Origin of the sequence: Candidatus Lariskella endosymbiont of Hedychridium roseum (genome assembly GCF_964020185.1) — a bacterium.
Classification (GTDB): domain Bacteria; phylum Pseudomonadota; class Alphaproteobacteria; order Rickettsiales; family Midichloriaceae; genus Lariskella.
In genome coordinates, this window is the sequence record NZ_OZ026538.1 from 1165022 (window position 1) to 1186549 (window position 21528).

Annotated in this window: 23 protein-coding genes; 9 read left to right on the forward strand and 14 right to left on the reverse strand. The window is 35.3% G+C overall.

The annotated features are described in order from the left end of the window. Positions 1-546: 546 nt before the first annotated feature. The gene (locus tag AACK98_RS05950; RefSeq protein ID WP_339040714.1) at positions 547-1401 is read right to left on the reverse strand and encodes a transglycosylase SLT domain-containing protein; all 855 of its coding nucleotides are present in this window, start codon (positions 1399-1401) and stop codon (positions 547-549) included. A 463-nt stretch (positions 1402-1864) separates the two neighbouring features. Here AACK98_RS05950 and AACK98_RS05955 point away from each other — a divergent pair, with 463 nt between their 5' ends. Together AACK98_RS05955 and AACK98_RS05960 are read left to right on the forward strand one after the other, a co-directional pair. Then, on the forward strand, positions 1865-2248 hold the full coding sequence (locus tag AACK98_RS05955) for a hypothetical protein (protein ID WP_339040716.1): 384 nt from the start codon (positions 1865-1867) through the stop codon (positions 2246-2248). After that, positions 2155-2523, forward strand: a complete 369-nt coding sequence (locus AACK98_RS05960; RefSeq protein WP_339042635.1) for an IS1 family transposase — start codon at positions 2155-2157, stop codon at positions 2521-2523. The genes AACK98_RS05955 and AACK98_RS05960 overlap by 94 nt, the downstream gene beginning before the upstream one ends. 288 nt (positions 2524-2811) lie before the next feature. Here the strand turns inward: AACK98_RS05960 and tnpA are convergent, their stop codons facing one another. Both tnpA and AACK98_RS08285 read right to left on the reverse strand, forming a co-directional pair. After that, complete coding sequence (tnpA, locus tag AACK98_RS05965) at positions 2812-3048, reverse strand: IS200/IS605 family transposase (protein ID WP_410519977.1); 237 nt, start codon at positions 3046-3048, stop codon at positions 2812-2814. A gap of 2 nt (positions 3049-3050) precedes the next feature. Beyond that, entirely contained in the window at positions 3051-3113 is a 63-nt protein-coding gene (locus AACK98_RS08285) for a hypothetical protein (protein ID WP_410520028.1), read from the reverse strand. Between the two features lie 311 nt (positions 3114-3424). Between AACK98_RS08285 and AACK98_RS05970 the strand changes: the two genes are divergently transcribed. Together AACK98_RS05970 and AACK98_RS05975 are read left to right on the forward strand one after the other, a co-directional pair. Further along, positions 3425-5209 (forward strand): ABC transporter ATP-binding protein, encoded by a 1785-nt coding sequence (locus AACK98_RS05970; RefSeq protein WP_339040718.1) that lies wholly within the window; start codon positions 3425-3427, stop codon positions 5207-5209. A 2-nt stretch (positions 5210-5211) separates the two neighbouring features. Beyond that, complete coding sequence (locus AACK98_RS05975; RefSeq protein ID WP_339040720.1) at positions 5212-5850, forward strand: CatB-related O-acetyltransferase; 639 nt, start codon at positions 5212-5214, stop codon at positions 5848-5850. Positions 5851-6161: 311 nt separating this feature from the next. On the opposite strand, the gene AACK98_RS05980 is transcribed toward AACK98_RS05975, so the two are convergent. The 3 genes from AACK98_RS05980 to AACK98_RS05990 form a co-directional block, all read right to left on the reverse strand. Beyond that, positions 6162-6470: a hypothetical protein gene (locus tag AACK98_RS05980; protein ID WP_339040722.1), complete on the reverse strand. Its 309-nt coding sequence runs from the start codon at positions 6468-6470 to the stop codon at positions 6162-6164. Positions 6471-6578: 108 nt separating this feature from the next. Continuing rightward, positions 6579-6950: an IS1 family transposase gene (locus AACK98_RS05985; protein ID WP_339042600.1), complete on the reverse strand. Its 372-nt coding sequence runs from the start codon at positions 6948-6950 to the stop codon at positions 6579-6581. Further along, positions 6854-7237 carry a hypothetical protein gene (locus AACK98_RS05990; protein WP_339040570.1) on the reverse strand — a complete coding sequence of 128 codons (384 nt, stop codon included), beginning with the start codon at positions 7235-7237 and terminating at the stop codon, positions 6854-6856. The genes AACK98_RS05985 and AACK98_RS05990 overlap by 97 nt, the downstream gene beginning before the upstream one ends. A gap of 112 nt (positions 7238-7349) precedes the next feature. Between AACK98_RS05990 and AACK98_RS05995 the strand changes: the two genes are divergently transcribed. Together AACK98_RS05995 and AACK98_RS08290 are read left to right on the forward strand one after the other, a co-directional pair. Further along, positions 7350-7613, forward strand: coding sequence for a DUF2793 domain-containing protein (locus AACK98_RS05995; protein WP_339040723.1), 264 nt, complete (start codon positions 7350-7352; stop codon positions 7611-7613). 93 nt (positions 7614-7706) lie between these two features. After that, positions 7707-7964, forward strand: a complete 258-nt coding sequence (locus AACK98_RS08290) for a phage head closure protein (RefSeq protein WP_410519978.1) — start codon at positions 7707-7709, stop codon at positions 7962-7964. Between the two features lie 1072 nt (positions 7965-9036). Here AACK98_RS08290 and ftsH read toward each other — a convergent pair. From ftsH to dprA, 3 genes are all read right to left on the reverse strand, one after another. Then, positions 9037-10977 (reverse strand): ATP-dependent zinc metalloprotease FtsH, encoded by a 1941-nt coding sequence (ftsH, locus tag AACK98_RS06000; protein ID WP_339040725.1) that lies wholly within the window; start codon positions 10975-10977, stop codon positions 9037-9039. Positions 10978-11368: 391 nt separating this feature from the next. Next, positions 11369-12223, reverse strand: coding sequence for a pyruvate, water dikinase regulatory protein (locus AACK98_RS06005; protein WP_339040727.1), 855 nt, complete (start codon positions 12221-12223; stop codon positions 11369-11371). 92 nt (positions 12224-12315) lie between these two features. Beyond that, positions 12316-13350, reverse strand: a complete 1035-nt coding sequence (gene dprA / locus AACK98_RS06010) for a DNA-processing protein DprA (RefSeq protein ID WP_339040729.1) — start codon at positions 13348-13350, stop codon at positions 12316-12318. Positions 13351-13562: 212 nt separating this feature from the next. Here dprA and AACK98_RS06015 point away from each other — a divergent pair, with 212 nt between their 5' ends. After that, complete coding sequence (locus tag AACK98_RS06015) at positions 13563-13946, forward strand: hypothetical protein (protein ID WP_339040732.1); 384 nt, start codon at positions 13563-13565, stop codon at positions 13944-13946. After that, positions 13853-14221, forward strand: coding sequence for an IS1 family transposase (locus AACK98_RS06020; protein ID WP_339042637.1), 369 nt, complete (start codon positions 13853-13855; stop codon positions 14219-14221). Before AACK98_RS06015 ends, AACK98_RS06020 begins: the two co-directional genes overlap by 94 nt. A 14-nt stretch (positions 14222-14235) precedes the next feature. On the opposite strand, the gene AACK98_RS06025 is transcribed toward AACK98_RS06020, so the two are convergent. From AACK98_RS06025 to nagZ, 4 genes are all read right to left on the reverse strand, one after another. Further along, positions 14236-15153 (reverse strand): DMT family transporter, encoded by a 918-nt coding sequence (locus AACK98_RS06025; protein WP_339040734.1) that lies wholly within the window; start codon positions 15151-15153, stop codon positions 14236-14238. A 101-nt stretch (positions 15154-15254) separates the two neighbouring features. Further along, positions 15255-17444: an LPS-assembly protein LptD gene (locus AACK98_RS06030; protein ID WP_339040736.1), complete on the reverse strand. Its 2190-nt coding sequence runs from the start codon at positions 17442-17444 to the stop codon at positions 15255-15257. An 83-nt stretch (positions 17445-17527) separates the two neighbouring features. Further along, positions 17528-19045 carry a glycine--tRNA ligase subunit beta gene (glyS, locus tag AACK98_RS06035; RefSeq protein WP_339040738.1) on the reverse strand — a complete coding sequence of 506 codons (1518 nt, stop codon included), beginning with the start codon at positions 19043-19045 and terminating at the stop codon, positions 17528-17530. A gap of 107 nt (positions 19046-19152) precedes the next feature. Continuing rightward, the gene (gene nagZ, locus AACK98_RS06040) at positions 19153-20163 is read right to left on the reverse strand and encodes a beta-N-acetylhexosaminidase (RefSeq protein WP_339040740.1); all 1011 of its coding nucleotides are present in this window, start codon (positions 20161-20163) and stop codon (positions 19153-19155) included. Positions 20164-20243: 80 nt separating this feature from the next. Between nagZ and AACK98_RS06045 the strand changes: the two genes are divergently transcribed. Next, positions 20244-20543 (forward strand): hypothetical protein, encoded by a 300-nt coding sequence (locus AACK98_RS06045; RefSeq protein WP_339040742.1) that lies wholly within the window; start codon positions 20244-20246, stop codon positions 20541-20543. A 59-nt stretch (positions 20544-20602) separates the two neighbouring features. On the opposite strand, the gene AACK98_RS06050 is transcribed toward AACK98_RS06045, so the two are convergent. Further along, positions 20603-21280 carry a protein-L-isoaspartate O-methyltransferase gene (locus AACK98_RS06050; RefSeq protein ID WP_339040744.1) on the reverse strand — a complete coding sequence of 226 codons (678 nt, stop codon included), beginning with the start codon at positions 21278-21280 and terminating at the stop codon, positions 20603-20605. Between the last annotated feature and the right edge of the window lie 248 nt (positions 21281-21528).

Genomic DNA, 21528 nt, shown 5'->3' on the forward strand with positions numbered 1-21528 from the left:
AAACTCTCAATGATTTATCAAATGCAAGGTTTTGTAGTTAAAAATAAATAATTTGGAGCTAAGAAAGAGACACATACTCCTCTTTCTCCATATTCTAGAACATAAGCAAGCATACTTATGCTAAATAGGTACCCATAAACATGGCCTCACTTAAACTGACATGTTTGTATAAATAAAAGCATAATTTATTGTTAATTCGCTCATCCCCCAAAAATTAGACCTCTTGCATAACCTGTTCCAAACTGTGATTTGATTTTCACTAAAACATAAAAACACTCACGTGGATCATTGTTTGGTGACGTTTTGCAAAAATCTACTCTATAAGAATTTCTACCTCAGAATGAGATTATGCAATAGGTCTATTATAATTTGTCCTGTGCCTAAGCAAAGACTATTTTTACAAAATACGTAAGGGTTTTGCGTTTATTATAATATTTTCTTACGGATTTAAAGCGCTATTTTTGCGCTCCAAGCACTATTTCATGCGCACTTTCGAGACTTTTATAAGCGCACGTACTAATTCATCAATCAAAATTTGATAGAGATCTACTGAATTACTGCTGGTCTTTCAGATGAATTTACACCACTACGAGCAAAAACTATAATATCGTCTGACAGTGCATCGCTTGAATCAACGCTTACAGTAGTGCTAGACTTTGTTTTTTTATCAAGCATTTTTTGTGTATTTTGTACAAGCAGCTTATGATGCGTCCTAGAGCCATTCAACATAGGAGTTTTAGTATTAGAATGTGCAGCATAAAGCACGCTTGGAGCAGATTTATTGACTGTTTGCCATGCGTTCTTTACTTTCGCATAGTATTCTTCCCCTTTTTCCTTGCTTCTGGAGTGATACATTGCTATTGCTCCTCTCCAGTTTCTAGTTTCTGCAAAGTTTTTTGATAAAAAATAAGCAGCATAAGCTATATTATAAGTTGGATTAAGAGCATTTTCAGGTTTCTTGAAATGATACTTGCCATGTACACGCCAATTCACCTGACCACATCCTACATCTATATTCTCAATTCCACGTGCAAGAGAAGACTTAAAGAACGCTAAAGCTTCTGCTTGCGTTTTAAAGTAATAGCTTTTACCGTTTATATTTAGAGACCAAGGATGTGGCAACAGCTTTTTCTTACTTTTGCTCCATAGACCGGATTCAACTAGAGCAATAGACTGAAGCAAACCTCTAGGTAAACCATACTTTTTTTCATATATAGAAATAGCACTAACACAGTGATTGTGATCTTGCGGCTCAATATTCTGAGCCTGATTAACTACAGGAGCGCTATATATAGCATTATTTAGATCTACTACAGTAGCATTCTGGTGCAATTGGCTTTTTAAAGAGTTATTGCCTATCGCTACATTTTCTGATGCGTAACAAGTAGTATAAAAGCACAAAATAGAATGGAATATCGTAATATAAATAAAACATAAAATATAATTATACACCCTCATCGTCCTCCATTTTTTGATGACAACCTTGCGGGAGGTGATTATGCGATAAACTCACAGTGAAGTCTACAAATAAAATGTGAATATTAATGTCATAAATGTAAGGAGTCCTAAAATTCAGGCTTCAGATATCAATAATATATTCTTTTGATGATTAATACGATAATTTTTTATTTTTCATGATAACTTTGCTTGATAAGCCTTTGCAGCAGTAGGTTTGAGCAACATTGTCGCATTCGATATATTAAGCATATGTTAACAAATCATTGCTAGATCTCAAATTTTTGAGAGTTTTCACAATTAGATAGAAGTATGATATGATCACTTTTTTAAAAACTAAAGAGTGGTTTTATGGTTTGTTGTAAGGGATGTTGCTCTGATATCTTTGTAAAGAATGGCATTGTGAGGGGTGTACAGCGTTATAAGTGCAGATCATGTTCTAAATTTTGTTGAGGGCGATCTGGGCAAGAAGCCTCAAACAGCTGTTAAGAAAGCATTATGCGTTATGCTATATAGTCTTGGTAATGGCTCTTTTTCTATGTTAGGCAAGATATTAGGGCATTCGCCGTCCATAATTTATCGCTGGGTAGTAGAGGCGATGGGCAAGACTCAGGAGCCAGTTGTCTCTTCGGATATTATGGAGATGGAATTCGACGAGATGTGGCATTTTATTGGTTCAAAAAAAACAAGCTTTGGATCATTAAGGCAGTTGATCGTAGTACAAGGAGAACAGTTGCCTGGGTTACAGGCAATCATGACACTGCAACATTCCAAAAGCTCTACAACAAAGTGAGTCATCTGAAAGAATGTCATTTTTATACGGATGATTGGGATGCTTTTTCTAAAATTTTACCCAAAGAGCGTCATACAATTGGAAAGTCTGGCACAGTATGTATCGAGAGAGATAATAGCAACACGCGACATCATTTATGCCGAATGACACGGCGCACTAAAATCGTTTCTAAAAAAGAGTCAATGGTATACAGACCCATCAAGCTTTGGTGCGCTCTTACTATTACACAAATATTCAAACAATATCAAGAACAGCTCTTATCTATCTTTATGTGAAAACTCTCTTCATTTCAAATAGTAGAGAAATATATCGAGGATATATACAGCCGGTAAATGAAGAGTTGGTATTGAACTTGCGCACATAATGAAGTGAGACTTCAAAAAGCGCGAGGTAGTATATAATCAATACATAACTAGCATCTTTAAGGCGCTAATTTTGAAAAGTATGACGATTATACATATTCACTGCATCACCCTTAACTAATTTTGGATGCTTATCAATTACTACCGGCTAAAGCGCGGTAGTTTGTGTAACGCTTGCAAAGCAGATTAAAAGCGTAAACGCTAAAACTCTGATATTCTAAAATCATCTTTTTTGTGATGTTCCTCATGCTGTTCTATATATTTTTGCACTTCTTCTGAATTCACATTGCCAACTGTCACAACAAAATACCCTCTGGCCCAAAGATGTTGCCCACAATACCGCTTACGGAGCAGTGCAAATTCCTGTAGCAACTTACGACTACTTATACCTTTAATATATTGCACAGCTTTAGATATTGATATACTAGGCGGAACCAATGCTAATATATGTACGTGATCAGGACAGTTAAAACTCTATACCTATACTTAGTACAAAATACTATATGATACTTTAGGTCATATAGGCTGTGGGATCATCTCCTATATTCCATTCGTCCTCCCTTAGCACATTTCCTAGATAACTAATACTAAAGTGTTCGCCTAAAGGCGAGGGTCTTAACCATATCACATATAACTACATAAATAAAACTTGTATTTTATAAATCGTTTATTTAATTACTTATAGAGATATTGCTGAATATGGCGATCTTTCATCGTTTGATTTTTTTATATTGTCATCCAGTAAAGCGCCAGAATTTGTAATGAGATTATATTTTAAAATAGATTATGTAGTATTCTTGCGGAGGTAAAAGTTGTGGTAGACAGAGAGAAGATATTGCCAAAAACACTTTTTCCATTCATATGGTATTTTTTGCGAGAATATCAATCTATAGTAATGGTTTTTGTTTTACTGGTTTTTGCTGCAGGGTTTTGGGGCCCATTTAACAGCATACTTGTGAAGCATGTAATCAATCTTCTTCCGCAAGTGAGTGATGGCGATGTATCAATTCTCTACTTACCTGCCAGTCTAATTGTTTTGAATTTTATCGTGTTTGATAATTTTACTTGGCGTGGAGTTGGATATATAAGCTATAAGTATCGTGGAGTTATCAAAACAAAGATTGTTAAGACAATATTTGAACATGTAATTGATGGTTCACATCAATTTTTTCAAGATAATTTAGCAGGACGTCTTTCAAATCAGATTACTACTCTTGCAGATAGTATCGAAATGATTTTGCATAGGATTTCAGTTGATTTTATAAGAGGTACCTCGTTGCTGCTGATGTCTTTTGCAGCAAGTTTTAGCGTGAATCCAACGTTTTGTTACATTTTGCTCGTGTGGTTTATTTGTTTTTCATCGTTTAGCGTTTGGATGTCGAAACGCTTAATCACACTTGCTGATTGCCATGCTGCAAGTGAATCTTCTGTATCTGGTCAGTTGGTTGATGCTATTTCTAATCACGCCAGCATTCGCATTTTTTCGCGTAAAGTTTTTGAACTTGCTAGAATGGATGATTTCTTTAGAAAAGTCTTGAAAACATCTAGACAAAAAGAAGGGTTTATAGTGATCCTGCATACTACTCAAGGTGCAATGATTGCAGCTATGATGTGTTTTAGTGTTTATTTTCTTATTTATTTTTATAAACTGGGAATTGTGAGTGTTGGTGACTTTTCTCTTATTTTAGGTCTTTTTATGGAACTAGGGCATATGATGTGGTATACAATGTCTCGCGTTGATGATTTCAATCAGGCTTATGGAAAGTGTAAACAAAGTCTGTCGGCTTTAATAATGCTTTTGGAAATTCAAGATAAACCAAATGCAAGCATTTTGAAGTGCAATCGTGGTCAAATAATCTTTGATAATGTTAAGTTTAATTACAAGGGGAATGAGACTCTTTTTCAAAACAAATCTGTTGAGATACTTCAAGGCCAGAAGGTGGGGCTTGTAGGCTATTCTGGTAGTGGAAAATCCACTTTTGTGAATCTAATACTTAGGCTTTATGATGTAATAGATGGTGCTATTCTCATAGATGGTCATGATGTTCGAGACATAACACAAGAGTCGCTACGTACAAGTATTGCTATGATTCCACAAGATCCAAGTCTTTTTCACAGGAGCGTGATGGATAATATTCGTTATGGTCTGATTGATGCAACTGATAAACAAGTGATAAAAGCGGCTAAAAAGGCTCATGCACATGAATTTATTATCAAGCTCCCGCAAGGTTATAATTCACTGGTTGGGGAGCGTGGTGTTAGGCTTTCAGGTGGGCAGCGTCAACGCATCGCAATTGCAAGAGCAATTCTGAAAAATGCACCAATTCTTATTTTAGATGAAGCAACTTCACAGCTCGATTCGGTAACAGAAAGCTTTATTCAAGAAAGTTTATTGGAATTGATGAAAGACAAAACAACGATTGTAATAGCACACCGCTTATCTACCCTGCTGTGTATGGACCGTATACTCGTCTTCGATCGAGGTCGGATTATAGAGGATGGTGCGCACAATAAGTTACTTGCAAAGAACGGTCTCTACAGGCAGTTATGGAATGCGCAAGTTGGTGGATTTTTAGGTGATGAGAAATACGAGGATTAAATATGGTTGAGCAAAGATATCCCAACCCTAATACAGTTTATCCAATAAATGGTATAACACGAACTGTATATCTTAAAAATATCATTAATAATCCGCAAATTATAGTTGGTGAATATACATACTATGATGACCCTGATGATGTATATAATTTTGAGAACAATGTGCTTTATCTCTTTGAGTTCATTGGAGATAAGCTAATATTTGGTAAGTTTTGTCAAATAGCAACAGGTGTTCGGTTTATTATGAACGGAGCTAACCATGCGATGAGTGGAATCTCGACATATCCTTTTAAAGTTTTTGGTGGAGATTGGAAAGAGAAAGATCTAATGCATGTGGTAAGCAGAGGAGATACGATAATTGGGAACGATGTTTGGATCGGAAATTCTGCTACAATTATGCAAGGTGTAAAAGTTGGGGATGGTGTCATAATTGGCAGTAACAGTACAGTGACAAAGAGTGTGGCACCTTATACGATTGTTGGTGGCAATCCAGCAAGGGAAATTCGCAGGAGATTTAATGAGGAAACAATAGAGTTTTTATTGAAGCTTAAGTGGTGGGATTGGTCAGTAGAAAAAATTACAGAACACCTAGATCTTATCACAAGTGGAAATATTGATGGATTAAAAGCAATTTATGACTAAATAACTCGAATTGTCGATTAATAACATAAGTGTATTCCCATTTCTTAAGCAATGACAATGATTAGTCCATTCGCCAAAAATTGCTTTGCTACGCAACTAAATTTTTGGCGGATGGACGATATAAGACTTATGACTGTAAGGCTATATAATCAAATATAGAATCCATTTTTGTTACACCGTTGATGTCAATGAGCTCTAACTCTAAATAATCTTCAACAATTGTGTTATGATATAAATTATCATCCTGATATTTTTTATATGATTCATACTTCGTGTCATACTCTTTACTAATGGAAACACATGTTACGCTTTTAGCTATTCCAGATGCAGCTTCTGTGCCAGCTATAGTAGCAACTATTAGAATTTTGCTTAATATTATTACAGCATTGCACTAGTTTATATATTATAAATCCAGCAAGGCTAATGGCCGCAATAGCCATAACAATCTCTATAACTTCTTTAGCGCCTGTCTCAGCATCTTCTGACAATACCTCTTGTAAATCTTCTAATTTTCTATGATATTCATTTAATTCTTCATAATATCCCACATTTTTCAAATTACTTGCAACTATATCTACATGATCATAAATTTTAAAATTAATACTTGTAGAATTTAACATAGTATTACTTTTATTAGCTAGAAATATCATCATAAATCCTCATAAGTAATAGTTATATTCAAGTTATTAGTAAATGCTATAAGCAAGGTATTATAAATTTGAGAGTTTTCACATAAAGATAGATAAGAGCTGTTCTTGATATTGTTTGAATATTTGTGTAATAGTAAGAGCGCACCAAAGCTTGATGGATCCGTATACCATTGACTCTTTTTTAGAAACGATTTTAGTGCGCCGTGTCATTCGGCATAAATGATGTCGCGTGTTGCTATTATCTCTCTCGATACATACTGTGCCAGACTTTCCAATTGTATGACGCTCTTTGGGTAAAATTTTAGAAAAAGCCTCCCAATCATCCGTATAAAAATGACATTCTTTCAGATGACTCACTTTGTTGTAGAGCTTTTGGAATGTTGCAGTATCACGATTGCCTGTAACCCAGGCAACTGTTCTCCTTGTACTACGATCAACTGCCTTAATGATCCAAAGCTTGTTTTTTTTGAACCAATAAAATGCCACATCTCGTCGAATTCCATCTCCATAATATCCGAAGAGACAACTGGCTCCTGAGTCTTGCCCATCACCTCTACTACCCAGCGATAAATTATGGACGGCGAATGCCCTAATATCTTGCCTAACATAGAAAAAGAGCCCTTACCAAGACTATATAGCATAACGCATAATGCTTTCTTAACAGCTGTTTGAGGCTTCTTGCCCAGATCGCCCTCAACAAAATTTAGAACATGATCTGCACTTATAACGCTGTACACCCCCTCACAATGCCATTCTTTACAAAGATATCAGAGCAACATCCCTTACAACAAACCATAAAACCACTCTTTAGTTTTTAAAAAAGTGATCATATCATACTTCTATCTAATTGTGAAAACTCTCAATAATGGTATTATTTCTACTACAATGACATCACCACCTGTAAATCCTAAATACTCAGATTTATATCTACTATCAGATAACAGCTCCGGCGAATGGAAAGGGGCAGATGGAAAACTCGCTTTTTTTACTAATAAATGGAATTTTATAACACCAACTCCAGGAATGATTTTTGTAGTTCTAGATGAAGAAAAAATCATTTTCAGAACAAGACATCACACATGGAAAGTAATGACAATCACTGAGATAAAATAACAAAATTAAATATTATAACAACATGCTACAACTAAAATTTTGTAAACTGAATAAGCTATCATACTAGAATCTTATCATGAGAAATATGACGATATGTATGAATCATTTAAACCAAACTGCGCATTTCGTTATAAGATATGGGCAAATATTACACCAATTGGTTTTAAAGAAACATATCAATTTGGAAGAGTTGAACAAAAATATTCTCATCAAATACTAACAAGATATATAAAACTTCCAAATCTCCGTATTATGGCAATTTATCAGCAGAGAATCTTCCATGTTCTTTACTATATTGATTATCAAGAAAATAAAAAGTTTCTCACATTGTTTGTAGAAGAGGTATTATAATGGAGTACTTTGAAATAATACAACGAACTATAATAAAAAATATTCGCTTCAACAGAACTGATAATGAAGAACTACTACCTGAGATATACTCCTATGTTCCAGAGAATGCAAAATACCCATTTATAAGATTATCAGACTTTAGCTCGTTTCTTGTTCAACATGCAGATCAAACATTCACACAATGCAAAGTAGCACTTGAAGTATTCTCAAATCATAAAAACAATCTAGATTGCGCTAGCATAATGACAAAGCTTCAATACATCTTGCAAAGCCTCAGCTTTTTTAGCAATAAATATGAATTTAGTAACCCTAAAATTGCAACTTCATCTATAAAACAACTACATACATCAATTTGGCACGGAGAAATATTGCTTTCAGTTTATGTGCTAGAAAATTCAGTGTAGGTACCAGAATCTCTTATATGGTATAAGGAAGTTGAAGATGTTATATATTGTAAGCTCTAATTTTAGATTTTAAAATTCAAGCTATACACCCATTCTATAATATTTTCAATTGTACGCGCGCAAAAACCTTACGGATTTTATGAAAGCATTTGCAATAGGGCCAATTAATATATCCAAAAAAGCTCATGGCAGATCTAAAAGCTAACTTTTGTACATTTCACTTCTCTATAAAAATTTATTTGCGCAGCAAATCAATTTTTGATGGATGGACTCAATTCTCTTTACTATAAGATATTAGCCACAGCCTGTTTTCAAAGCACTTGTAATAGTATGCTTTTTAGGCATTGCCGTGTAAAGTCATTGTACAAACCTTTTTGGCTTGATTTTTAAATATTACTTTATTACGCGCACCAAAAATCTCAGAAGCTATATAAAATAGCGCTTAAAGCGTCAAAATAGTGTTTTAAATCCGTAAGGAAATATTATAATAAGCGCAAAAACCTTACGGATTTTATGAAAACATTTGCAGCATATGGCCAATTAATACATCCAAAAATTAGCACATGGCAGATCTAAAAGCTAAATTTTGTACATTTAACTTCTCCACAACAATTTATTTGCGCAGCAACTAAATTTTTGACGGGTATATAAAAAGATGCCGAAGCGAATTAAGCCTCCTGGGGTCTTTGCCTGCTGGTACTTCCAACACCACTAGTAGGTGAACCCAAAGGACCATTGCCATCTGCAATCGGAACAGAAGGCTCAATAACACTATCATCATTGTAATCCTCTCTCTGCACAGGTTTACCTTCGATTAAACCTCTAATCTCATGACCAGTAAGAGTTTCGTACTTTAACAATGACTTTGCTATATAGTGCAGCTGATCTATGTTTGAGGAAATTATATCATGCGCGACTCCATATGCACTATCTATCACTTTCTTAATTTCCTGGTCTATCTTCTTCGCTAGTTCTTCTGAAATATGAGTACTACGTCCCATGCTATAACCTAAGAACACCTCCTCTTTATCATCACCAACAAGAATAGGCCCTATCTCATCGCTCAGACCACAATGCATTACCATATGACGCACTATCTTAGTCGCAGCTTTAATATCGCCACCAGCACCTGTTGTCACTTTTTCATAACCAAAAATCAACTCTTCTGCAATACGCCCACCCATTGCAACCGCAATATCAGCCTTTAACTTCTCCCTGGTAACAGAAAACCTATCGTCCTCAGGCAATCTCATAGTAACACCAAGCGCTCTACCTCTAGGGATTATAGTCGCTTTATGCACAGGATCAGAAGCTGGCAAATAGCAAGCTACCAGCGCATGCCCAGCTTCATGATATGCAGTAAGAGCTTTCTGCTCATCTGTCAGAGCCATAGATTTTCTCTCAGCACCCATCATAACTTTATCCTTGGCAGATTCGAACTCATTCATAGTAACCATCTCACGCCCAATCCTCGCGGCAAGTAGTGCAGCTTCATTCACTAAATTCTTAAGGTCAGCTCCAGCAAAGCCAGGAGTTCCTTGAGCCAGCACTCTGGGATTTACATCAGGCGCAATAGGAATATGACGCATATGAACTTTCAGTATCTTCTCACGCCCCTGCACGTCTGGAGTCGGCACTGTAATTTGTCTATCAAACCTTCCAGGCCTGAGCAACGCAGGATCAAGCACATCAGGTCTATTTGTAGCTGCTATCACTATGATTCCGTCATTTTCAGCGAAACCATCCATCTCTACAAGCAACTGATTCAATGTCTGCTCGCGCTCATCATGACCACCTCCCACTCCTGTACCACGATGTCTTCCAACAGCATCAATCTCATCAATAAATATTATGCAAGGCCCCTGTTTCTTAGCTTCGGAAAACATTTCGCGCACGCGACTTGCACCAACACCCACAAACATCTCAACAAAATCAGAACCTGAGATAATAAAAAATGGCACACCAGCTTCTCCAGCTATAGCTCTTGCCAAAAGCGTCTTACCAGTACCAGGAGAACCTATTAGCAAACAACCTTTTGGAATTCTAGCACCCAGTTTCTGAAATTTCATAGGATCTTTTAGGAAGTCAACTATCTCCTGCAGCTCAGCTTTAGCTTCCTCAATGCCAGCAACATCAGCGAAAGTCACTTTGTTTTTCGCATCTGAAATTAGCCTCGCTTTAGATTTTCCAAACCCAAGCGCCTTGCCACCACCACCTTGCATATTTCGTATGAAGTATATCCAAACTCCAACCAATAACAAAACAGGAAACCAAGAAAGCAGTATATTAAACAGATAACCAAAAGAACTTTCTGTAGGAACAATCTCTATTTTCACCTTACTCTCAGCAAGTTGGTCTATTAACCTTGGATAAAAATTAGGTGCAAGCGTTGAGAATCGCTGCCCGTTTTGATAACGACCATCTATTACATTGCCTTTTATGCCAACCTCACTAACAGCACCTTCATGAACTTGCTCAAGAAAATATGAAAAAGGGACCCGCTTACCACTCAGCGCAGCATCATCCAGCAAATTATATAGCATCAGCAAAACGCCGACTATCACAAGCCAGATCAACAAATTATTCCTGTTATTTCTTAATTGTTTCATCTAATACCTAACGACCATCAACTCTAGTAAATACAAATAAATTAATTCCTATCACACTTAAAGAAATTAGTTATACGAAAACAGTAGCTCTAAACAAATTAAATCAACTCAGCAAATTTGACTCAATACAAAGCATCAGCTATGAACATACACTACAATATGCGAACCAATATCAGCTCGCATCATTATAGCTAAATATTTATAAATACAACAGCTTTTATAACAAATGATTCAAACAAAAAATTATTTACAAATAAGCTTTACTCTTCAAATTGTAATATAGAGCAATACAAATTCTAAAGACTGAATCTTCAAAAACTTCAGCAAGCAACAAAGAATCATACATATAAAATGATATATTATTCTCTGATAAAACTCATTGTAAAGCTGATCAAACTTTCATTCTATGATCTCCTCTTTTTTGACAATATAAGTTTATCACCTCAGCCGCAATTTCTTCAACAGCTTTCCTTGTTACATCCACTACAGGTATGTTGAACTGTGAAAATATTTTCTTAGCATATCGCAACTCATCTTTTATATCAGCTAAACTAACATAAACATCTTCTTCAAGCAAGCAAGAACCAGCTCTCAGTGCTCTATTAGACCTAATCTGCGCAAGCATATCTGCCGATATCATAAATCCAACTATAACCGGCTTTTTTATAGCTGCCAATTGAATTTCTAAGTTTTGCACAATCGGAATATTCGCAGTCTTAAACCCGCGCTGAGCCAAATACAAAGCAGTTGGAGATTTTGAAGTTCTAGAAATTCCAAGCAATAGTATATCAGCATCGTCATAGTCATCTGAAACCTGCCCATCATCATGCTGAACAGTATAGTTTATCACATCTATTCTCCGATAATAGCTCTCATCAAGTACTTTATATTTCCCTGGCGCACCAGTTATAGGTGTCTTTATTCCTAAAACACCAGCAATAGCTTCAAAACACTGCTTTAGTAAGAATATAGAAACAACACCTATTTCGCGACACCGATGCTCAAGATAATCCCTGAGCTTTTGATCTGTGACTGTATAAAAAACTACTCCGTTATCTTGTTGCTTTATCTGGTCAATCGCTTCATCTATCTGAGTTTTTGATCTAACAAGTGTCCATATATATTCTTCTATAGCGGCAATATCACAAAACTGAGCAATGACAGCTTTACTAACCGACAAAACAGTTTCGCCAGAGGAATCTGAAATTAAGTAAATCGCAACGCTCTTTTTTTCACTAAACATCATGCTATAAATCTAATTGCTCTGCTATTATACTCAATTTATTATTATAAGTACGCTCAATTATTCCAGCTAGTTCAAGTTCAATAACAAGAAGATTAAAAGATATGTCGTGGGATATTCGTTACTGCCATCACATCCTCAATATGTGTTGGACTAAAAGAAAGAGAGGATAACAACTCCTCTTTATACTTCTTCATCTCATCCTCAGATAGTAGTCTTCTGCGCACGCTACAACTCACCTCACTAATCTTTTCCTTAAACAACTCATGTTGACTTGTTACAATACGACTAAGCTCAGATAATATATCTTGCGATCTCTGCACGAGAATAGCGCCCTGTTTTATAAGTTCATTTGTTCCTTCGCACCTCACATCAAATGGAGAGCCAGGAACTGCAAAGATTTCTCTATTTTGCTCTAAAGCATAATGCGCAGTAATTAAAGTTCCAGATCTTTTTGCAGCTTCTATCACCAAAGTGCCATAAGCCAGACCTGAGATTATCCCATTCCTCTGAGGAAAATGTTCAGGCATAACATGTTGATCCAACCTATACTCGGTCATTACAAGACCTCTCTCATAAAGCTCTTCATGTAATTTCTGATTTTCTTTGGGATATACAATATTTATCCCACAAGAAATTACTCCTATAGTGCCAAATTTTAAGGCTCCAGAATGCGCAGCTGCATCTATTCCTTTTGCAAGTCCGGAGACAACAACATACCCAGCTGCCCCTAAATCTCTTGAAATCGTCTTAGCAAAATTCAACCCGTTTGAAGAAGCATTTCTAGAACCAACTACTGCAATCTTATTACTCAGCAGAAGCTCAAGCCTCCCTCTACATACTAGAACTGGTGGATAATTGCTTATCTCCTTAAGCATTTTTGGATAATTTTTCTCATTTGCAATCAGCACATGAGCACCAATTTTATCGTAATACTCCATCTCTCTTTCAACTTCGCTATAAGATGGAATATTTATCTTACCTTTAGTACAACCCCTTTTATTTAGTTCAGACAAATAATCTATGGCATTCTCAGCAGTTTGAAAAACATTTAAAAGCTCTATGAATGACCTTGTGCCAATTCTTGTCGCCCCAGACAAACGCAACCACTGAATTTTCGTAGAATTCACAATAATTTCCCTGAAGCAATAACTTGGCTACATATAATAACATAAAAATAAATAAACGCCATAGTTTAGCATCATACAAATATAAAATCGAGAGTTTTCACAATTAGATAGAAGTATGATATGATCACTTTTTTAAAAACTAAAGAGTGGTTTTATTGTTTGTTGTAAGGGATGTTGCTCTGATATCTTTGTAAAGAATGGCATTGTGAGGGGTGTACAGCGTTATAAGTGCAGATCATGTTCTAAATTTTGTTGAGGGCGATCTGGGCAAGAAGCCTCAAACAGCTGTTAAGAAAGCATTATGCGTTATGCTATATAGTCTTGGTAATGGCTCTTTTTCTATGTTATGCAAGATATTAGGGCATTCGCCGTCCATAATTTATCGCTGGGTAGTAGAGGCGATGGGCAAGACTCAGGAGCCAGTTGTCTCTTCGGATATTATGGAGATGGAATTCGACGAGATGTGGCATTTTATTGGTTCAAAAAAAACAAGCTTTGGATCATTAAGGCAGTTGATCGTAGTACAAGGAGAACAGTTGCCTGGGTTACAGGCAATCATGATACTGCAACATTCCAAAAGCTCTACAACAAAGTGAGTCATCTGAAAGAATGTCATTTTTATACGGATGATTGGGAGGCTTTTTCTAAAATTTTACCCAAAGAGCGTCATACAATTGGAAAGTCTGGCACAGTATGTATCGAGAGAGATAATAGCAACACGCGACATCATTTATGCCGAATGACACGGCGCACTAAAATCGTTTCTAAAAAAGAGTCAATGGTATACGGATCCATCAAGCTTTGGTGCGCTCTTACTATTACACAAATATTCAAACAATATCAAGAACAGCTCTTATCTATCTTTATGTGAAAACTCTCATAAAATCAACCTTCCTTTCCCTTTTTCATAGGTTTATTATGTAAATATAGCAAATATGAGCTGCTAACTACTATAATAGCAGCACCAACAAATGTACGCTGACTTAGCACTTCTCCAAATATTATATAAGCTAAAATTGAGTTAAAAATCAGCCTACTAAAATCCAAAGGTATTATGGTACTAAGCTGTGAAAATTTATATGCAAAAGCAGCACAAAGCTTCGCAAATATCATACAAATACTCATAGAAATTACGCATAGAACTTGGAACAGATCTAATTTAGCAAAATATGCAACAGCTATCGGAGCAGATAAAAAACACGTTGCAGCAGACGTAAAAAAAACTATTGATACTGGATGAACATGAGATATCACAAATTTCTTAAAGATAATCGCACAGCTAGCCCAGAGTGCAGCAGCAATAAGCACAAGGAAACTGTAATAATTCATCATTTTTATATCTGGAGTTTTAATATAGATCGCAGCCAAAAATCCAATCAATAGTAATGCCCACTGTTTAATATCTGCCTTCTCTGCCAGAAAGATTATAGAAAATAGCATTATAAACAGTGGAGTTGTAAAACTGATCGCTACACACTCTGTGATATTCATATGCTGCATTGCTATAAACCAAAAACAGTTTCCAACGAAACCAAGCCCAACCCTCACTAAATTTGGCAATATCACACTTTTACCAATCAGAAATTTCATATCCACCCTATGATTTGCAAGCACAAAAGGGAGTAATATTAATACTGCAAAAAAACTTCTGCAAAATACCAAAAACAACGGATCTACAGAATATCCCATGTATTTTATCAAAGAATTTAAAAACGCATAGAGTATACATGATGCGATCATTAAGACGAATCCTCTATTTACGTGTGACATCTGAAACATATTATCGATACTCAATTTTGGCATATAACTAAATTGATTAATTTATTTTGAATATAATGACGCTAACCCGCTGAAAATTCTGAATTAAAAGTATATAAATAAATTTTAAGATGAATCAAACAAATCTAAAATGGAGCATTAATACTTAAACTGAAGCTAGTGGACGGCTCTATATCACCTAGCTTTACGTAATTTCTTTTAATACCGAATATGACTTCTATACATTCATCTTTATATTTCAGTCCTACACCATTTTCTATTAAACTGCCATCATCCGAAGCATCGCCACCTAACTTACTACGCTCAAAAACATTGAACCACCATGGCGCATAGATATTATACCAAAGATCCACATGAATTTCTCTTGGATATATCATATCATCGTGTCTTTCATCATTTGTAATATATGCACAGTTCAACATCCACTTCTCATAACTTAAAGAAATGTCCACTTCATTTCGAATCATATTAAGATCTCTTATACCAAGCCATGTACGATTACTTATTGTTGCGTTGTCAGTTAATTGCAAATTCACTTTTGATATATAACTTCTGCTAGTATCGAGAATCTCAGTTTTTTTACTAATGTTATAACTACCACCAAGTAAAAAATATACCTGCGAAAAAGTTTCTCCCATTACATTGCCACGCACACCAAAATTAATTCTGTTACCTAATTCGACTTGCTCCAAATCATAATAGTGATTGCTTGAAAATATGTTATCACTATTTATCTCAAGCATAGGTCTTCGATCAGGATCTGGAGCATACTGATTATCGCTATACGGGGACAATATTATTTGCCCAGCAGGCTCAAACATGAAATCGATATCATGAAGAGAATACCAAAATTCTCTACGCAATTCAAACAAGGCCTCTGCAGAAACATTCAACTTATTTTTAGAATTCTTCTGTGACACATTATAAAAATCGCCTCGCAAGGCAAGAGATGACCTAAAAAAATAGTCTCCAAGCTTCTTTTTAAAATCTAAAGAACTATGTGTGCCGAGTTTTTGATAGCTGCAGTCAGGATCATCAAGCAGATTCACTAAATTACCTGCAAAATTCATGCTAATATTTTCTGAAATGCGAAAGTTACGTCCAACCATCAAAAATGGATTCACAGGACTATAGCTATGCTTTCCAGGCCTTAGATCCTCAAATAATAACCCTCGAGACGAAAAATAAGCATCATCAGATAGCCAATGCCAATAAAGATCGTTTACTAATATATCACTCTTTTTGATATCATATCTTTTTAAATAAGTCTTTTTTTCATCGAAAAGCATATTAATTTCGAATCCATGTATATAATCTGATAACGATTTCTTATATGTAAACTCTCCAAGACCCTCTATATGCCCTCTATATGACTGAGATCTTGCACTATCAATTCCACCTTCTTGATCATCATACTTCATTATACTGCCCTTAATACTATAAGATCCAGTATCCATAAGATGACGCATCTCTGCTTGGAACAACATGTTATCCTTTGTCGCACTAGTAACGCTAAGCGTAGCATCCATATTTGGAGCTATGTTAAAATAATAAGGAATTGATACTCTAAAGCCAAAAATCTGAGAAAAAGAAACACTTGGAATCAAAAAACCGCTTTTTCTACTGATAACTGGAGAAGGCATACTAAGATATGGGACATAAAAAATTGGAACACCTAAAAATTCGACATAAGCGTTTACATAGCGAATTGTTCCAGATTCTAAATTCATAACAGCACTCTTTCCTTTGATCTGCCAAAGAGGAGTATCTTTAACAAAATTACTGCTACATATTTTACAAGGAGTAAAGGCAAAATTCTGCATTTTATATGCAGAATTCCCTTCTATTTCCATCTTTTTGGCAGTGATAAAAAAATCATTTTGTTTGCTATGAATTCTTGCTTTAATTTGCAAAATACAAGATGTATTATTTTTATTTAATTCAATAAAATCAGCAGAAAATTCATTGCCTTCTTCATCTTTAATAATCAGCCCACCGTATGCTTGTATCAGTTTCTGCTTTTTATAATATAACACCTTATTTGCTGTGATGTTGAATTTTCCGGCTCTTATCTTGATATTACCCTCTGCTTCAACTACGCCGTTTGCAACATCATATACCACACTATCAGCATCCAGCGTATAATCATTAAATGCACCACCTATTAATGACGTTAAATCTCCAAAGGACGATTGTTCAGCAAAGCAGACGTTACTAAGAATGATAGTAAGAATTGCTAATAACAAAATACGATAAGCAATGCTCAGTAAATTACTGAATAAAACATAAGACGCTGAAATTCTTAAGAATAACACTTTCACGATATTAATTTTTCGAGGAAAATTTAGTATAGTATATAAGACAGCAAGGTTGTATTGCATTTATCAAATGAATTGTATCAACCCTTACTTCTAATGAAATTAATTACGTCATCTCTAATATCTAAACTATCAAAAACAATAGTGATAGAACGCTCACTCATAATCCTGTTAATCCCAATTGCAGCTCTTCTGAGTGCATATGGATCTTTTGAGCCAGTTGGCTTTATGTGATGCTCAAACATTTGATTTAGAGTGTCTATTTTATCTGCAATAGCTATTATACTACCAAGAACACTCTCAGGAACAAGATCACTTGGACCTTGAGGCTTATAATGCTCTTTTATTGCAATTGCGACTTCCATATCTTCACCATTGTCAATTGCATAATAATATCCCATTACACCTTGAAGTTCCGGAAATTCCTTCACCATTTCTGTTAGTAAATCAGTTTTCGCTAGCATCATAGCTCTTTTAATTTTAGTGCTATCTGCATACTTCAACTGCTCGCCTATCTTCAGCGCGATCTTTACAGCACTCTCCATTTTCATGTACATACTACCTATCTGAAGATTGAAGCTAAGTGCTTTTAAACCTTCAATTCTATCAACAAGATTAACTTTCGAATCCTCACTATAAAAGAACTCAGCATCCGAAAGCCTAGCAGCAAGTACCCTCTCATTACCAAGCACAACAGTACTATCATCTTTAAACTTTGTATTTGAAACGATACCAAAGAATTGAGCAAGACTACCATCTTTGTTACTAAACATGAAATATCTTTGATTAATCCTAAGCGAAGTAATCAATACCTCTTTAGGTAAAGACATGAATTTTTTCTCTATCTTTCCAAGTAAAACAACGGGGTACTCGACAAGACCTACAACTTCTTCCATTAAATTGTCATCTTTAATAAGTTCGATATCATGATCTCTTGCAATTCTAAGCAGCCCTTCTTCTATGATATTTCGTCTATTTGATGGTTGTAGCGTAACAAAAGCAGCACTAAGTCTATTCTCATACTCTTTATATGCATTAGCTTCTATAAGTAAATCTGCCATGAATCTATGCCCTCTTGTAGTATTTCCAGCTGATATATGACCATATCTTATAGGTAACACCTCATTATTCAGAACACAAAGCATAGAATGTAGCGGTCTCACCCATCTGACGCTATGTTCCCCCCATCGCATTGATTTAGGCCATACTAGTTTATGCAAATTCGCTTCTATAATGTACTTTAATATGTCACCTGCATCTTCAATCGATTCTTCTTCCACAAAGTAAAAAAATTCATCATCTGTCTTAAGACTTTTTCTTGATGAAACTCCATGCTTTATCATAAAGCCTTCAATGGCAGAAGCAGCAGCGCTCACTCTAGGCCCTCTCACTTCTTTACTACTACGCTTTATTTTAGACGGAATACTGTCTATATAGAATCCTATTCGCCTAGGCGTTGCAAAATGCTGTCCACAAAGCTTCTCTGAAGTTATAGCAGATATATCTGATAGAATAGATTTAAACAAAGAAGCAGCAGCAGGGACTTGCATCAGCGCAGGAATCTCTTCAGAAAATAACTCCAGTAGTAATTGACTCATATAATGTTAATTCTTTTAAATTGAATTTGATGTCAGCTCAGCGTTTATCAAACTATCCTGTATAGTTTTCATTACATGCTCGAGACTCTATTTTTGACCATAGAGAATCACAAGCATATTGATACAGATTCAAGAACAGCTTCATTGCCGCTCATATCGCCTGGACAATATAATACGATATCACATCCTGCTTCCAAAGACATATTTGCTACTTCCCCAATTGTACCAAATTCAGAAATTGCTTTCATACTTATACAATCCGTCAACAAAATACCGCGAAATCCTATCTTTTCTCTAATATAATCAATAGTATTGCTAGAGATAGTTGTAGGAAATTTATTGTCTAGCGCTTTAAAGATTATGTGAGCCGTCATAGCAACTTTAAAATCTCTCAAATCAGAAAAAACCTTAAAATCTGAGTTTTCTAATATTTCAAGATCTGCATCCACTATAGGCAATTTGAAATGACTGTCAACAATTGCCCTGCCATGACCTGGAATATGTTTTAGCACAGACTGAATTTTCGCAGCTTTTAAAGCAGAATCTGCTACTCTACATAAACTTTCTACTATCTTTATATCACTACCAAAACTTCTATCTCCTATTACGTTACTCGCTCCTTCAAATAGCAGATCTCCCAAAGGAAAACAATCAATATTGAATCCACAAGCTTTAAGTTGTAATGCCATGGAATAATATTCTTCATACGCAAGCTTTTTAGCAGATTCTAAATCTTCTCTTGCTTTAGTACCAAAAAATCCCGCACTAGATGTGGCCGAAAAATTAGGTGGAGAGAGCCTTGCAACACGACCACCCTCTTGATCAACTAAAAACAGCAGATCATCTCTAGCAATACATTCTTTTAGCTGCTTAATTAAGCCCTGAACTTGCTCGAGATCAACAATATTTCGCTTAAACAATATAAAACCAAGCGGTTGATACTTTTGAAACAATATACACTCATCTTTTGTCAGATCAGTGCCACTGACACTCACAATTGCTCTTTTTGCATTTGTTATTGGCATATGCCCTCCACTTAAAACATCAAGATTTTTGCTATCAAAACTTTTTATTCTCAACCCATAAATAAATGTAATAGACCTCTTGCATAACCTCATTCTGAGGTAGAAATTCTTATAGAGTAGATTTTTGCAAAACGTCACCAAACAATGATCCACGTGAGTGTTTTTATGTTTTAGTGACAATCAAATCACAGTTTGGAACAGGTTATGCAAGAGGTCTAATGTACTATCTATACGTAACAAGCGATACAATAAGCAAATACCGAAAATTATTAATAAAATGCAAGCACGTTTATGAACATCAAACTCTGAATATACTCGTTATACTTACAACAGAACTAAGAAGAATGAAAACACATGCGTATATAAAAATACATCAAGAGCATTTTAACGATGCTGATTTTGAAAAGTATGATGAGTATATTACCTATGCTAAATTAAGAGTTTGCATTTCAGATTTTGATAGAAAGCTATAGCACTGCAGGCAGCGCAATAAAAACAAACGTCATGTAGAAATTATAAGCACTGATTCGCTTTAAGCGATATAGGGGGCATCTACAATTTGAAGCTCTTTTCTAATTACTGAACCTTGCGTATGTGAATACTTAACTAAAACGCTAACATTAGCAACCTTTTCTATTACAACTAGAACACCAGCTTTTTTCAACTGCGAAATTAATTTATCTGGCTTGCCATCAGGACTTACACTTAGTATCCCATTTACAATGATAGCATCAAAATTATTTCCATCCATAGGACCTTCTGACAAATCACCATGCATACATATGTAATTCGAAATGCCAAGCGAGCTTACATTATCCGCAGCAAGAAATAACATATGCTCATTACTCTCAATTGCAGTAACACTTTTAACAATCTTTGCAAGCAGGGCGATCGAATAGCCTGAACCAAATCCTACATCTAAAACTGTCGCATTATCTTTCAAATTACAGCAAGACAACATCTTTGCAAGTAAAAGCGGCGAAAGAAGCTTGCGCCCGACGCAAGCTGGAATATTTTCATCTACATATGCAACAGGACGCCACTTTTCTTCTACAAAAATATGTCTAGGTACGCTCTCCATAGCATCTAATATGCGACTATCATATATTTGATTTGGAATCAGCTGGTTTCTCACCATATTTGTACGCTCCGAATAGAATGCGTCTTTTGCAACTTTCATATCTCTCCAAATTCCAAGTAACTCTGCCAATTATTTAACATTAGCTATCAGTATAATAAATACACAACTGCACATCAATCTAATTGAGAAATTTATTTTTCTAAATAAAGACGAATATCACACATAAAAATATGCAAGAAAACAAAAATTTATACACAACTATAGCTATAATTTGACAACAAAACATTCATAAACATTTTTGATAAACAATAAATTAAGATTGTTTTATTTGCTTTACACTACCAAATATGCAGTATAGAATCCCTAAAATTTGCTAC

Bases quoted from the DNA above. Each gene is read 5' to 3' on its own strand.
- AACK98_RS08290 (WP_410519978.1), top strand. From the start codon at position 7,707: ATGTATGAATCATTTAAACCAAACTGCGCATTTCGTTATAAGATATGG.
- ftsH (WP_339040725.1), bottom strand. From the start codon at position 10,977: ATGAAACAATTAAGAAATAACAGGAATAATTTGTTGATCTGGCTTGTG.
- AACK98_RS05980 (WP_339040722.1), bottom strand. From the start codon at position 6,470: ATGTTAAATTCTACAAGTATTAATTTTAAAATTTATGATCATGTAGAT.
- AACK98_RS06025 (WP_339040734.1), bottom strand. From the start codon at position 15,153: ATGCCAAAATTGAGTATCGATAATATGTTTCAGATGTCACACGTAAAT.
- AACK98_RS05975 (WP_339040720.1), top strand. From the start codon at position 5,212: ATGGTTGAGCAAAGATATCCCAACCCTAATACAGTTTATCCAATAAAT.
- glyS (WP_339040738.1), bottom strand. From the start codon at position 19,045: ATGAGTCAATTACTACTGGAGTTATTTTCTGAAGAGATTCCTGCGCTG.
- nagZ (WP_339040740.1), bottom strand. From the start codon at position 20,163: ATGAGGTTATGCAAGAGGTCTATTACATTTATTTATGGGTTGAGAATA.
- AACK98_RS06005 (WP_339040727.1), bottom strand. From the start codon at position 12,223: ATGATGTTTAGTGAAAAAAAGAGCGTTGCGATTTACTTAATTTCAGAT.